Source organism: Halopiger thermotolerans (assembly GCF_054654555.1).
This window is the reverse complement of record NZ_BAAIEU010000004.1, coordinates 1913837-1928247: the sequence shown is the minus strand read 5'-3', so window position 1 is coordinate 1928247 and position 14411 is coordinate 1913837. Positions and strand designations below refer to the sequence as shown.

Sequence of the window (14411 nt, the reverse complement as noted above, 5' to 3'; positions counted from 1 at the left end):
TTCGTCGCGGTTCCGCCTTCCCGACGTCGTCTCGTCGCGCTCTCGACAGTTTCGAAAAGTGGGAATACATATTACAACAAATTTTAATCGGAGGGGGTCGTACCGGCTGCGTACGATGACACTTCACAGCGCCCTGAACGACGTCAAACGGTCGCGGGGCGACCCCCGTCGGTTCCCCGGCGAACGCCGGTCGACGACGGGGCTGTTCTCGGGACTCGACGAACGACTCGTTCACGTCGCCCCCGACGGGTCGATCAGGGACTACTCCTATCCGCTCTCGGGGCTCGTCGGGATCGAGCGCTCACGGTTCGGACTCGAACTCGACGGGAGCATGCGGTGGCTCGAGGGCGGCGAGCAACGCTACGTCGACGACACGGCCGTCGTGGAGACGGTCCACGACGTCGGCAACCGGACGCTGCGCCAGTACGACGTCACGGTCGGCGCGTTGCACCTGACGCACTTCGAACTCGAGGGCGGGAACGGGGGAGCGAACGCGGACGACAGCAGCGACGTGACGCTCCGTGCTTGCTTCGGCTTCGCTCCCGAGGGACGGGTCGAGCGCACCGGACAACTCCGCCACGACGACGCCGTCGAGCTCTACCACGACCGCGAACGCGACTACGTCACCGCGTCGACGGCGCTCGAGATCGACGGGCAGGTGCCGCCGTACTTCGAGGACCTGCTCGACGGGGAGCCGACCGAACTCCCCCGCTCGGACGGGGACGGCCGCTACGAGGAGACCCGGCTCAGTCCCATCGCGACGGCCGAGGTTGCGTTGACCGGCCGGCAGCCGAGCGCGACGGTCGCGACGCTGCTCACCGACGCCGACGAGCACAGTCGGGCAGACGCCCTCGAGCAGGTTCGGACCGGCGCGGCCGACCACGCCGACCGCGCGACGATCCTCGAGGCGGGCCGAGCGCAAGTTCGGGAGCGATTGCCCGACGCGGCGGGGGCGATCGGCGGGCCGAACAGTGGCCGCGTCGACGGCATCCTCGAGGACCTGCGGGCGCTGTCCCTGCTTCGGGCGTCGAACGGCGCCCGGATCGCCGGCCCCGAGTTCGATCCGTTCTTCCGGTACTCCGGCGGCTACGGGTACACGTGGTTCCGCGACGACGCCGAAATCGCCGGCTTCCTGCTGGCCGCCGACCGCGAGGCCGACCTCGGCCTCGAGAGGTGGCACCGACGCAGCGCACGGTTCTACGTCGAGACGCAACTCGAGGACGGCACGTGGCCCCACCGCGTCTGGGCCCACAACGGCGAGATCGCGCCGGGCTGGGCCAACGGTCGCCTCGAGGGCGACGCCGCGGGCACGGACTACCAGGCCGACCAGACCGCGAGCGTCGCGACGTTCCTCGCGACCTACCTCCGGGTCGTCGACGACGCCGACGACGAGGTCCGCGAGGCGCTGCTCGCGGCGCTCGACGGGCTCGACGCGACCCTCGCGGACGACGGGCTCCCCGAACGCGTCCAGAACGCCTGGGAGAACATGACCGGCCGGTTCGCCCACACCGCGGCGACCTACCTCGAGGCCTACGCTGCGATCGCACGGGCGCCGATCGCCGCCGAGTACCGGGAGCGAGCGGCCGAGAACGCGCGGGCCGTTTACGACGCGATCGACCAGCTATGGGTGCCCGAACGGGAGTGTTACGCGCTGCGACTCGACGGCGACGAACTGGACGAGCGCCTCGACGGCAGCACGTTCGCGCTCGCGTCCGCCCACACCGAGTACGCGGCCCTCGAGGGGGCGACGATCGACGACGAGCGCGTCGAGCGACTCGTCTCGCATTTCGAGACGACCCTCGAGGGGCTGTATCGCGATCCCGACGGCCCGATCGAGGGGCTGGCGCGGTTCGAGGGCGATCCGTGGCGCGTGAAAGAGCAAGCCGAGCCGAAGGTCTGGACGGTGACGACCGCGTGGGGCGCCCACGCGGCCGCCGAGTTCGGCGACCTGCTGGCCGCTCGAGACCACGAGGCCGCCGACGCGTTCGACGAGTGGGCGACGGCGTTGCTCACGCTCGTCGAACCCGGCGGGACGCTGCGCGGGGACGGCGAGTACCTGCCCGAGCAGTTCTTCGACGACGGCACGCCCGACAGCGCGACGCCGCTGGGCTGGCCCCACGCGCTGCGGCTCCGAACGGCGATCGCGTTAGACGCGGCGGCGCGAGGGTCCGAGTCGCTCGAGCGCGAGACGGCCGAGGGGGCCGCGCCGCTTCGCGAGTAACGAGTTACGGGCTCTTTTCCCGGCTCGGTACGACGGCAAAACGGATTCCGCGGTCGCGTCGGTCCAAACCAGACGATACTGCGAGGCGTCGCTCGAACCGAGTTACGGCGGCGTTGCCGTAGGTGCGGCCCGCTCCTGAGCGAGGACGTTGCGGCCGGTTTCGGCGTCAAAGAGGTGAATGTCGGCCTCGTCGAACGTCAGCGTCACCCGATCGCCGGGCTCGAGGTCGACGTCGGGGCCGACGCGCGCGATGAACTCGTCGCCGAGATCGAGGTGGAGGTAGTTGTCCGAGCCGACCGGTTCGACGACGTCGATCGTCGCCGTCAGTGAGTTGGCCGCGTCCGTGTCGGCGATCGAGACCTTCTCGGGTCGGATGCCGAGCGTATACTGGTTCGACTCGAGGTCGGCCTCGCGGTCGGCGCGGAACGACGCCGAGAGATCGAACGCGAACCCGCCTTCGGGACCGACCAGCCGCAGCGAATCGCCGGGTCGCTCGACGTCGACGTCGATGAAGTTCATCGAGGGCGACCCGATGAAGCCGGCGACGAACTCGTTGGCGGGGTTCTCGTACACCTCGGTCGGCTCGCCGTGCTGCTGGAGCTCGCCGTCGTCGAGGATGACGATCCGGTCGCCCATGGTCATCGCCTCGTGCTGGTCGTGGGTGACGTAGACCGACGTGATGCCGAGTTCGTCCTGCAGCCGCTGGATCTCCGCGCGCATGGACGTCCGGAGCTTCGCGTCGAGGTTCGAGAGCGGTTCGTCGAACAGGAACACGTCGGGCTCCCGGACGATCGCTCGCCCCAGCGCGACGCGCTGTTTCTGGCCGCCCGAGAGTTCGTCCGGTCGATCCTCGAGCAACTCCTCGATGTCCATCATCTCCGCGGTTTCGACGACGCGCTCTCGCCGCGCCTCCTCGCCGAGGGCCGTGCTCATCCGGAGTCCGAACTCCATGTTCTCGAAGACCGTCTTGTGCGGGTACAGCGCGTAGTTCTGGAACACCATCGCGACGTCTCGATTCTTCGCGTGAACGTCCGTGACGTCCTCGCCCCCGATCTCGATCCGCCCCGACGTCGGCTCCTCGAGCCCCGCGAGCATGCGAAGCGTCGTCGTCTTGCCACACCCCGACGGCCCGACCACGGTCACGAACTCGCCGTCCTCGATTTCGAGGTCCAGGTCGTCGACGGCGACGACCGTCCCGACGTCGTACTCTTTCCGGAGGGAATCCACCCTAACACGTGCCATTTCCTCGGGGGTTCGGCGAGCGGCCATAAAATCCTTTCCCAATTTACGAAGTAATATTACAACACACGTAGCGAAGCAGGTTGACGAACGTCCTCGGATAACCATTATAGTTCTCGAGTTTACGTGATACTCGCCGGTGCGGTGTATATGCACCAACAAAATCGGTGTTTCTTCCGCTATCTTCCAGTATTACGGCGTCTAACTTCGATATCCCAATGGTTAAATATATGAATACATAATTCATCACCGATTGCGCCATGTCAATGGAACGCAGACAACTGCTGTCCGGGATCGGGGGTCTCACAACGGTCGCCGTCGCGGGCTGTCTCGGCGGCGACGACCGAGGAACGACGCTCTGGCACGACTTCACCGACGCCGAGGAGAGCGCCCTCGAGACGCACCTCGAGACGTTCAACGAGGGGCGTGAAGACAAGATGAACGCCGAGGGCGTCTCAGAGATGGAAAACCAGCTCGATACCGCCCTCGCCGCGGGCGACGGCCCGGAAACGTTCGCGTGGGCCCACGACTGGATCGGCGCCTACCACGACCAGGAATTCGTCTACGACGCCAGCGACGACGTCAGCCTCGACCTTGGTTCGGAGTTCACCGAGGCAGCCGCACGAGCGGTGCAGTGGGACGGTGCAGTGTACGGGCTCCCGTACGCGGCCGAGACGGTCACGCTCATGTACAACGCCGAGATGGTCGACCAGCCCCCCGAGACGATCGACGAGATGGTCTCTATCATGGAGGAGCATCACGACCCCGAGAACGGGCAGTACGGGCTCTCGTGTCCGGCGATCGACCCGTACTTCCTGAGCGGCTACCTGCAGGCGTTCGGCGGCTTCATCTTCGACGAGCAAAACGAGCAACTGGGCATCGAGGCCGACGAATTCATCCAGGGGCTCGAGCTGGTGCAAAACGCCATCTGGGAGTACGTCCCGAACGATCCGTCCTACGAGTCGCAGGTGCCGGTGTTCAACGACGGGAACGCGCCGTTCGCGATCAACGGGCCGTGGGAGCTCCCGGGCTTCCGCGAGTCCGGAATCGACGCGCAGGTCGCGCCGCTACCGAGCGTCGAGGGCGGCGAGCCGTCCCCCTACACGGGCGTCCAGACGTGGTACTTCACGTCCCAGCTCGCGGACGCCGACGAGACGACGCTCGGCACGACGATCGACTGGGCCGAGTGGTACACGACCAACGAGGACGTGATCATCAGCAACGCGCAGAATCAGGGCGCCATCCCGGTCCACCAGGACTACGTGGAACACGAGGAACTCGGCGACGACGTCCAACAGTTTGCCGAAACCGTCGCGATGGGCGTCCCCATGCCGTCGCATCCGATGATGGATCAGGTCTGGACGCCGTTCGAGGAAGCCCTCGAGCGGGTGTTCCAGGGGCAGGCCGGGCCGGCGGAATCGATGGAATCGGCCGCCGAGGACATCCGCGGTCGCTGGGAGTAAGCGACGACGCACTATCTCATCGCCTATGTCAACGTCATTCATCGAACGAGTCTCCCGCCGCGGTCAGCGCCGCCTCTCCGTCGACCCGGACGAGATCGGCCTGTTCGGGCTGTTGCTCGTCGCGCCCGGCGTCGTCCTCTTTCTGTCGTTCATGCTGTTTCCGATCGCGTTCCTCGTCTACCTCTCGCTCACCGACGCGACCCACGCCGGGACGGTCATCGGCGGGGCGAACCTGATCGGGTTCGACAACTACGTCGAACTGTTCACCGACTCCCAGTTCTGGAACTCGCTGGGGATAACGTGGTTCTTCGTCGGCGTGAGCCTCGTCTGTAAGGTCACGCTCGCGCTGGGGCTCGCGGTGCTCTTGACGAACAACCGCATCCGCGGGAAGCGATTCCTCCGTGCGATCGTCATCGTCCCGATGGGGTTCCCCGGAATCTTCGTCATCACCGTCTGGCGCGGCATGTTCAGCGGCGCTCGGTTCGCGCCGTTCAACGAGTTCCTCGCGATGTACAACGGCGCAGTGACGACGGTGCTGGGAAGCGGCGCCCCCGAGTTCTTGCTGGTAAACCTACCGGTAAGCTGGCTCAGCGGTCGCTGGAGCGCGTTCATCGCCTACGTGACGACCGAGGTGTGGCTGGCGTACCCGTTCCTCGTGATCATCATCGTCAGCGCGCTGCAGGACGTGCCGAGCGAACTCCACGACGCGGCGAAAGTCGACGGCGCGGGGTTCCTACACCGATTCCGTCACGTCACCTTGCCGTCGATCAGGCGGCCGGTCATGTTCGGCTCGATCCTGACGGCCGCGACGTCGTTCCAGCAGTTCCTCATTCCGTGGGTCTTCAACAACGGCGGCCCCGCCCGGAGTAACGAACTCCTGCTCGTGTACGGCTACCGGGAGGCCATCGAACTCAACCGGTACGCGTTCGCGTCCGCAATCATGGTAACAGCTATCGCATTCATCGGCATGTTCATGTGGCTCGCAGTGAAGAAGGGCAACCTCGCCGAGGGGGTGAACGCCTGATGCGCGCCCGACAGACGCTCGAACAGCTCAAAGCCGGGAAGCTCGATCCCGCCGACGTCCTCAAGACGGTGGTCGCGACCGGCGGCGCGGTCAGCCTGCTGCTCGTGCTCATGTTCCCGGTCTACTGGATCTTCACCACCTCCCTCTCGCAGGGCGCCGGCCTGATGAGTTCGGAGGGGGTCTTCGCCGATCCCTCGACCTACAACCTCGAGGCGTACCGCTGGGTGATCTACGAGTCCTCGTTCACCGACGCGCTCGTCAACAGTCTGATCGTCGTCACGGTGACCGTGACGGTCTCGATGGCGATGGTCATTCCCGGCGCGTACGCGCTGTCGCGGCGCAAGTTCGCGGGTCGAACGAAGATCCTCTACGGCTACGTCCTGTTCACGCAGGTCGGCGCCGGGCTGTCCATCGCGACGCTGATCGCGCTGTACGCGCTGTTCAGCAACCTCGGACTGAGCAACAGCCTCGTGACGCTCGGGCTGTTCTACGCCGCCAGCGCGATCCCGTTCAACACGTGGCTGCTCAAGACGTTCATGGACAACATCCCCGTCTCCTACGAGGAGGCCGCGGTCATCGACGGCGCGAGCCGGTGGGACGTCATCCGCGAGGTGATCCTCCCGCTGTCGAAGCCGGGCATCGCCGTCGTCCTCATCTTCACCTTCCTGGCGGGCTGGAACGAGTTCATCGTCGCCCAGCGGCTGCTCCGCCCGGAGAACTACACCCTCTCGGTCGAACTCTACGCGCTCGCGACGAGCGGGCAGTACGAGACGCCGTGGACCGAGTTCGCGGCGTTCGCGATCATGTTCGCACTGCCGGTCGCGATCATCTACTTCGCCGCCCAGAACTACGTCGAGAGCGGCCTCTCGTTCGGCGGCATGGAAGGCTGAGCCGGTTCCGGTTCACGATTTCGCTTTTCCCCTTTCGCCGCTCGCCTCGAGTCCCCGTGCCCGAGCGCGGCGTTCCCGGTTTCGAACCTCGAGTCGCGAGTCGAGACGCTCGAGAACTGGGGAACACGCAACGCACCCACAAAAGCAGTCGCTACTCGTTCCGGAGCGCCGCGACGACTCCGTTGGTCCAGCCGAAGCCGTCCTGCAGGGGATACTCGCCGCCGCCGCCCTCCCGATCCGGATCCGTCACGTCGTACTTCTCGACCAGTTTCCCGGTCCGCTCGAAGACCCGCCGGTTGAGTCCGAGCCACCGGCGCTCGATTTCGTCCGCGAGGGCATCGAATCCGTACCGGCGGAGCCCGCCGATCGCCAGCCGCTGCAGCGGCGCCCAGCCGTTCGGCGCGTCCCACTGTTCGCCCGACCGCGTCAGCGTCGTCACCAGCCCGCCCGTCTCGAGGAACCGCTCCTCGAGGGCGGCCGCCACCGCCGCGGCCTGTTCGTCCGACGCCGCCTCGAAGTACAGCGGCGCGACCGCCGCCAATGTCCACCGGTCGGTCCGCCGGTCGTCCGGCCAGCAGTAGTCGAAGTAGAAGCCCGCGTCCGCGTCCCAGCAGTACTCGTCGATCGCCGCGCGGCGCCGCTCGGCGGCCGCCCGGTATTCGTCGGCGGCGTCGGGTTTATCGTGGTCGGCGAACCACGCCGCCAGTTTCCGCTCGACGTCGTACAGCGCCGCGTTCAGGTCGACCGGGACGAGGTCGGTCGTTCTGATCGTCGCGAAGTCGTCGGGATCGGTGAGCCACCGGCTGCTGAAGTCCCAGCCGGATTCACAGGCCGCCCGAACGTGCCGGTAGAAGGCGGCTCGCTCCGCCGTCGGGAGCCGGGACGCCACCCGTCTGTCCTCCCGGTAGGATTCCTTCCGGGGCGACGGATCGTCGTCCCAGTAGCGGTTGAGAACGCCGTCGTCGAGTCGAACGACGCGACGGTGCGCGGGGGCCGCTCGAGACGCGTCGTCGCTGCCGTCCATCCAGAACGAGTACTCCCGCTCGATCCGCGGCAGGTACGGGGTCGCCGCGTCCACGCCGTCGCGTCGGACGAGGAGATCGACCATGCGACAGAACAGCGGCAGTTGGGACCGCGACAGGTAGTAGGTGCGGTTCCCGTTCGGAACGTACCCGTACTCGTCGATGAGGGCGGCGAAGTTTTCGACCATGTCGACGACGGCGTCGAACCGACTGGTCGCGGCCAGCCCCTCGGCGACGAAGTAACTGTCCCAGTAGTACACCTCCCGGAAGCGGCCGCCGGGGACGACGTGCGGGTTCGGCAGCGGAATCAGGGTGTCGTACTCGTTTCGCCGCGTCTGGTCGCGAGTGAGGTGCGACCACAGCCGGTCGACGTGCGCTTCCATCGAGACGCCGTCGACGTCCTCGAGCGCGGGCTGTGGCGTTTCGGTACCGGGAATCTCGAAGTGGCGCTCGACGAACGCGCGAAGATCGAATCCCGGTTCGTCCCGCTCGGTCGCGAACGCGTGCGCAATCTGTCGCGGTTCCGACAGCGGCACGCAATCGACGAACCGCTTCGAATCCGCGAAGACGCCGTTCCGCTGGACGGCGGCGAAAAGATCCAGTTCGAGATGAGAATCAGCGACGCCTGATGTATCCGGTTCCATACCTGTCGGATATGTTTTTACAACGGCCGTTAAAATAGATTCTCAAACACGGTCAGCCGTTCTGACTCGATCGACGGGGAAAAGCGACGATGCGTTCCGACCGGCGGCTCCGACGGCGCGAAGCGCGAAAAGCGGCTGCACCGACGCGGTCGAGTTACCGGGGTGAGCGCGTCGACTCGAGAACGGCGACGGTATCGACCGTGACCTCGAACTCGAATCGCTCGTCGCGCTCGAGTCGCACTCGAGGGACCGCGTCGTCGGTCACGAGGTCTCTCCCGTCGACGGGTTCGTCGATCCGGATCGTCGTTCGCCCCTCGCCGAAGTGTAACAGAACGACGACCCGATTCCCGTCTGAATCGTCTCGGGCGTACGCGACCGCGGCGTCGGTGTCGGCCGCGTAGTCGATCCGCTCGAGGGCGGCCGCCGTCCGGAGCGCCGGGTGCGATCGGCGGAGGTCGCTCAGCCGTCGGTAGTACGCGAACAGGTCGTCGTCGAACGCGCCCCAGTTCATCGGCCCGCGCCGGGTCTCGAGGCCGGTTTCTTGCCCGTAGTAGCACATGGGCACGCCCGGCAGGGTGAACGTCGCCGCGCCGGCCGCCTTCTGGGCGTCTCGACCGTACTGCGCGAGGTAGCGGTCGGTGTCGTGGTTTTCGACGTACTGTAGCCACAGAGAGTCGGGATGCGCGCCGCGGCGGTCTCGCTCGGCGATCGCCTCGAGGATCGCGTCCGCGGACGTCGTGTCGAGGCCGGCGGCGGAGTCGGTGAACTCGTCGGCGACGGCGGCTTCCGCCTCGTCTTCGTCTTCGTCCCCGTCCGCGGTACCGGTCGCGTCCTCGCCAGCGTCGACTGTCGCCTCCGCTGCGTCTCCCTCGCCGACCCGCTCCCCGATCGCCTCGAGCGTATCGTGGAGCACGTCGTCGTGGTGCACGTGGAACCGGCCGCCGCCCATCTCGACGTCCGAGGGGAGCGTCTCGTCGAGCAGGAGGAACTCGGCGTCGGCGCTCGTCACGCGGTCGTGAACTTCGGTCCAGAAACTCAGCGGGACGCCCCAGGCGACGTCTGCCCGGAAGCCGTCGACCTTCGGCGCCCAGTAGTCGATCACCTCGAGCAGGTACTCGCGGACCGCGGGATTGCCGTGGTCGAGGTTCGGAATGTCGGTCCAGCCGAAGTAGGTGTCCGCGTCGCGCTCCTCGAAGTCCTCCCAGCGGTACCAGTCGCGGTACCGCTCGTGCTCGGGGTGGGCCTCGTCGACTGCGGCCTCGTAGAAGGGATGCGTATCGGCGGTGTGGTTGATCACGAGGTCGAACACGACCCGAATGCCGCGCTCGCGGCAGGCCTCGACGAGCGCCTCGAAGTCCTCGAGCGTCCCCAGGTCCGGATCGGGTGTGAAGTAGTCTCGCGTGTTGTAGCCGTGCGGACCGCCGCGGTCTATCGGCGTGCCGAACCCGCTCTCGGCCTCGAGAAACGGCGTCAGCCAGAGGACGTCGACGCCCAGCGCCTCGAGGTGCTCGAGTCGGTCGGCGATCGTCTCGAAGGTGGGCTCATCTTGATCGGGAAACCGGCGCGTGAAGATCTCGTAGACGACGGCGTCCTCGATCCACGCCGGCGGTTCGAACGGGTGCTCGACGCGGACTGTTTCTTCGCCCTCACCGTTGTCTGTGGGAATCAATTCGATCGCGTCGGGCACCGAGTGTCGATCGCCGACGGCGACCGCGTACACGCGGACCGGGTCCGTAACGTCCTCGAGCGGGATCGTCCCGTCCGGCGACACCGTCGCGTCGTCGCGGTCGTCGACGTAGAACTCGACCTCGAGACCGTCGTCGTCCCCGGCGACCACGGACGCCGTCGCCGAGAGTTCGATCCGGTCGTCCGCGACCGTCGCGTCCAGCGACACCTGCGGTCGGGGCTCGTCCTCGCTTTCGGGCGGGAAAGCGCGAACCGTCAGTTCGTGCGTTCCGTCGGGGGCCTCGAGCGCGAGCGCGTACTCCCCGGGGACGTCGGGTTCGAACTCGGCGATCGGGTCGTCGGTCGGTTCGGCGGTCGATCCGGCGGGCGCGTCGGCGACCCGCCACGAATACTCGCCGTCCGGATCGGGATTCCACGGCGCGAGTTCGTCCCGCGTCTCCATTTCGCAGCCGTTCGGGTTGACGATGCCCTCGTCGACGGTGATAAAGCGCGGCGGCCCCGGGTGGTGGGAGCCGTCGCCGCTGACGAACTCCTCGTCGACATTGCGATCGGCACTCCTGGTACCGTCGTCCGTCGCAATCCGGTCTTTCGTCGCCTCCGCTTCGTCGGGGTCATCTTCGTCCGTATCTGACGACTCGCTGCGATTCATGATCGACGCCTCGAGCGCCAGTGTTAAATCTGTGATGTACTCGTACGTAACTCTCTAAGTACGAAGGCAGGAGCGACGGTCCGAACTGTGCTCCGGCGGACTCGAGACGTTCCAACCGCGAGTGCGATAGCGGCTTCTCCCTCGTCGAACACCGCGAATCGAAGATTCGCGAGCCAGACGAAGCTCCACTACGTTACGCTTCGTCGAACAACACAGCGCTACGCGCTGTGAGCTTGACGTCGGCTTACGCCTCGTCAAACAACGTCTCGCCCTCGACCATGTGCTCCTCGACCATCTCGAGGTCGAGCGTGACGCCGAGGCCAGGTTCTTCGGGAATCTCGATGTAGCCGTCCTCGATGACGTCCTCCTCGACCAGATCCGCCCACCACTCGAGTTCGTAGGAGTGGTACTCGACGGCCAGCGAGTTCGAAATCGCTGCGCCGACGTGGGCGCTGGCGACCGTCGCCACCGGGGAGGCGACGTTGTGCATCGCGACCGGCACGTAGTAGGTATCGGCGAGATCGGCGATCTTGCGGGTCTCGCGCATGCCGCCGACTTTCGGCATGTCCGGCGCGACGATGTCGAGTGCTTGTTCTTCGATCAACCGACGCTGGCCGTGCTTGCGGTAGACGTTTTCGCCGACGGTGATCGGCGTCGTCGTCGACTGCGTGACCTCCTTCTGGACGTCGTGGTTCTCCGGCGGCACTGGGTCCTCGAGCCACCAAACGTCGTATTCCTCGAGGCGCTCGGCGAGCCGTTTCGCGCTGCCGCCGGAGTAGGTCCAGTGGCAGTCGAACGCGACGTCCGCTGAATCACCGACCTGTTCGGTGACCTTCTCGACGATTTCGGCCTTGTGCTCGATCTCGGGCTCGCGCAGGTGGCGGTTCGCGCGGTCCTTCTCGTGGCCCGAGGGGACGTCGAGGTCGAATTTGAGCGCGTCGTAGCCCAGTTCCTCGACGACGCGCTCGGCCTCGTCGGCGCAGGCCTCGGGGTCGGCTTCCTCCTCGGTGTGACAGTCGCAGTAGACCCGCATCTCGTCGCGGTACTTGCCGCCCAACAGCTGGTAGGCCGGCACCTCGAGGATCTTGCCGGCCAGATCGTGCAGCGCGACTTCGATCCCCGAGATGGCGGTGACGGTGACGCCGCCGATCGACCCCTCGCCGGACATCTTCTGGACGAGGTGCTCGTACAGCCGATCGATGTCCAGCGGATTTTCCCCCTGCAGGAAGGGTTTCATCCGTTCGATCAGTTCGGGGACGCCGGCGCCCCAGTAGGCCTCGCCGGTGCCGACGACGCCCGCGTCGGTGTAGACGCGGACGAGCGTCCACGGGAAGTTGCCGTCGACCATCGTCGTCTGGACGTCGGTGATCTCGACGTCGCGGTCGCCGCCGCGATCGCGCGTGACGCCCATCGTCTCGGCCGAGAGGTCCCGCATCGTGTACTCGGCGTTCGGGTCGCGAAGGTCTGAATAGTCGACTCCCATAGCCGCCGTTGGCCCGAACCGTAGGAATAGGTTGTACCGGCGAGCGGAGGCACGCGAGCGTCGGCCGGAGACGCGGCGTTTGCCGACGATCCACAGTCGTTACAGCGAGTTGCGACGGCGTCTGCGTCGGCCGTCGCTACTCCGCGTCCCCCGTGCCCCCACCATCGCGACGAACCGGTCGCCGTCGATCCGGCCCATCGCCGACCACCCGCTCGAGTTCGTCGGGAACGGCTTCGACGCCCGCCTCGAGCGTCCGCGTCGCGGCGAACGCGGCTCGCTTTTCGGCCGTCCGATGCTCGATCGCGCGCGGTCCGACGGCGAGTTCGATGCGCGTCGTCTCGTCGTCGGGGCTCGAGCCGTCGATCACCGTCACGGGGCCGATTTCCCGCGTGTTCCTGACGTGCGTGCCGCCGCAGGCCGACACGTCCCACGGCTCGCCCCCGGAGCCGACCGTGAAGCCGCCGCGCAACCTGCTCGAGCCGTTGGCGCTGCCGTTCTCGTCTTTGCTGCCGATCGTCACGAGTCGAACCCGCCCCTTCTGCACCGCATCGTCCTCGGTCGCCTCGCCGAACGTGACATCGTCGCGCTCGCGGGCCTCCGCAATCGGGACGTCGTCCCACGAGACCGATCGCGACTCCCAGACGGTGCGGTTGACCAGCCGATCCAGCTCGAGCAGCGTCTCGTCGTCGACCGTCGAGCGCGTCTCGAGGTCGAGTCGGATCGTCTCCCGGTCATCCCCGATCTCGAAGCCAGCGTACGACGCGTCCTCGAGCAGGCGTCGCGCCGCCCCGTAGAGGACGTGCCCGGCCGTGTGGGCGCGCATGCAGTACATGCGGAACGACCAGTCGATCGAGCAGAGGACGCTCCGACCAGTCCGAAACGAGGGCTCTGCGGCGAGCTCGTGGACCTGCTCGCCGTCGACCAGTCGAACGTCGACGACCTCGGCGTCGCCGATCGTCCCGCGGTCGGCCGGCTGACCGCCGCTCGCCCCGTAGAAGTGGCTGCGCTCGAGCCAGACCTTTCGGCCGTCGATCGCCGTCACGTCGGTCTCGAACCGCGTGGCGTACGGCTCCGCCGCTGCCCGTTGCCCGCTCATCGGTGGCACTGCGTCGGCCGGTACCAAAAGTCTGCTCGCCGAGCGGCCGGAACGCCTATGTAGCGTCCGGAGCGCCGCGGTTCGGTATCGGCTCGAGAGTCGAGAACGGAGATCCGAAAATTGCGTGTCGGTCCGCGCTGCTACTCCGACAGCGTCACGTCGAGTCGCTCCTCGAGGGCCGCGATGAGGCCGCCGCCGACCCCGGCCTGAGTGGCCCGGCCCTGTTCGACGGCCAGCAGGTCCCGCTCGGGGACGCCGAGGTCCTCGGCGAGCTCCTCGCGCTGGAGGCCGGCCTCCTGGCGGGCATCGACGACTTTCGTCCCGTAGTCGGAGACGAGGTACGGCAGCGGGTCGTCGTCGTAGTTCGTCCCCTCCTTCTCCCAGTGCTCGGAGTCGCCGTCCCAGACTGGGTTCGCCTTCGCGACGTTCTGAGCGGCCTTCTGCTTCCGGGAGGGTTCGTCGGTCGCGCCGCTCGAACTCGAGCTGGAGCCGGAGCCCGACCCCGAGCCGGACTCGCCGCGTCCCTGTCCGCGGGAGCCGGAATGGGTCTGCGTATCGTCGTGGGGCGCACAGTCCGGGCAGACCTCGAGTTCGGCGCCGGCGACCGACGCGAGCCGGAGCGAATCGCTTTCGGCACCGCAGAGTTCGCAGTTCGTCCCGCCGCCGCCGCCGGACGAACCGGTCGAGTACTTGGCCATGGTATCCTTTGGCATCTGACGCATTTGAAATCTCCGTTCCACCCGGTGGCGTGTGATATCACCGCAGACGCAGGCACAAAGGAAAGGGCTTTTATAATCACGCTGGATACGATTGAGTGCAGTAAGAAAGACAGCGCGAGCGTGGGTAGCCAAGCCAGGCCAACGGCGCAGCGTTGAGGGCGCTGTCCCGTAGGGGTCCGCCGGTTCGAATCCGGTCCCACGCATCGCATGCGCGGCCGACGGCCGCGAACCGCGAGGCGGTTTCACCGCCGAGCGACACGATGCAGGTGATTTCC

The 14411-nt window shown here is 66.8% G+C and carries 10 protein-coding genes and 1 tRNA gene; 5 read left to right on the top strand and 6 right to left on the bottom strand.

What is annotated here, in order from left to right:
* Positions 1-115 precede the first annotated feature (115 nt).
* Positions 116-2221 (top strand): DUF7997 domain-containing protein, encoded by a 2106-nt coding sequence (locus ACYQ26_RS17385; protein WP_459810146.1) that lies wholly within the window; start codon positions 116-118, stop codon positions 2219-2221.
* Between the two features lie 102 nt (positions 2222-2323).
* Here the strand turns inward: ACYQ26_RS17385 and ACYQ26_RS17380 are convergent, their stop codons facing one another.
* Complete coding sequence (locus tag ACYQ26_RS17380) at positions 2324-3463, bottom strand: ABC transporter ATP-binding protein (protein WP_459810145.1); 1140 nt, start codon at positions 3461-3463, stop codon at positions 2324-2326.
* A gap of 263 nt (positions 3464-3726) precedes the next feature.
* Here ACYQ26_RS17380 and ACYQ26_RS17375 point away from each other — a divergent pair, with 263 nt between their 5' ends.
* The 3 genes from ACYQ26_RS17375 to ACYQ26_RS17365 are packed head-to-tail and all read left to right on the top strand — an operon-like array spanning position 3727 to position 6837.
* The gene (locus ACYQ26_RS17375; protein WP_459810144.1) at positions 3727-4923 is read left to right on the top strand and encodes an extracellular solute-binding protein; all 1197 of its coding nucleotides are present in this window, start codon (positions 3727-3729) and stop codon (positions 4921-4923) included.
* 25 nt (positions 4924-4948) lie between these two features.
* Positions 4949-5947, top strand: coding sequence for a carbohydrate ABC transporter permease (locus ACYQ26_RS17370; RefSeq protein ID WP_459810143.1), 999 nt, complete (start codon positions 4949-4951; stop codon positions 5945-5947).
* Positions 5947-6837, top strand: coding sequence for a sugar ABC transporter permease (locus ACYQ26_RS17365; protein ID WP_459810142.1), 891 nt, complete (start codon positions 5947-5949; stop codon positions 6835-6837). The genes ACYQ26_RS17370 and ACYQ26_RS17365 overlap by 1 nt, the downstream gene beginning before the upstream one ends.
* A gap of 151 nt (positions 6838-6988) precedes the next feature.
* Here the strand turns inward: ACYQ26_RS17365 and treF are convergent, their stop codons facing one another.
* From treF to ACYQ26_RS17340, 5 genes are all read right to left on the bottom strand, one after another.
* A complete protein-coding gene (gene treF / locus ACYQ26_RS17360) occupies positions 6989-8503 on the bottom strand; it encodes an alpha,alpha-trehalase TreF (RefSeq protein ID WP_459810141.1) in 1515 nt (504 codons plus the stop codon).
* Between the two features lie 154 nt (positions 8504-8657).
* Complete coding sequence (locus tag ACYQ26_RS17355) at positions 8658-10838, bottom strand: alpha-amylase family glycosyl hydrolase (protein ID WP_459810140.1); 2181 nt, start codon at positions 10836-10838, stop codon at positions 8658-8660.
* A gap of 244 nt (positions 10839-11082) precedes the next feature.
* On the bottom strand, positions 11083-12321 hold the full coding sequence (locus ACYQ26_RS17350; protein ID WP_459810139.1) for a mandelate racemase/muconate lactonizing enzyme family protein: 1239 nt from the start codon (positions 12319-12321) through the stop codon (positions 11083-11085).
* 136 nt (positions 12322-12457) lie between these two features.
* Positions 12458-13417, bottom strand: a complete 960-nt coding sequence (locus tag ACYQ26_RS17345) for an alanine--tRNA ligase-related protein (RefSeq protein WP_459810138.1) — start codon at positions 13415-13417, stop codon at positions 12458-12460.
* 140 nt (positions 13418-13557) lie between these two features.
* On the bottom strand, positions 13558-14139 hold the full coding sequence (locus ACYQ26_RS17340) for a helix-turn-helix domain-containing protein (protein ID WP_459810137.1): 582 nt from the start codon (positions 14137-14139) through the stop codon (positions 13558-13560).
* Between the two features lie 115 nt (positions 14140-14254).
* Here ACYQ26_RS17340 and ACYQ26_RS17335 point away from each other — a divergent pair.
* Positions 14255-14339: transfer RNA gene (locus ACYQ26_RS17335), tRNA-Leu, on the top strand.
* Positions 14340-14411 lie beyond the last annotated feature (72 nt).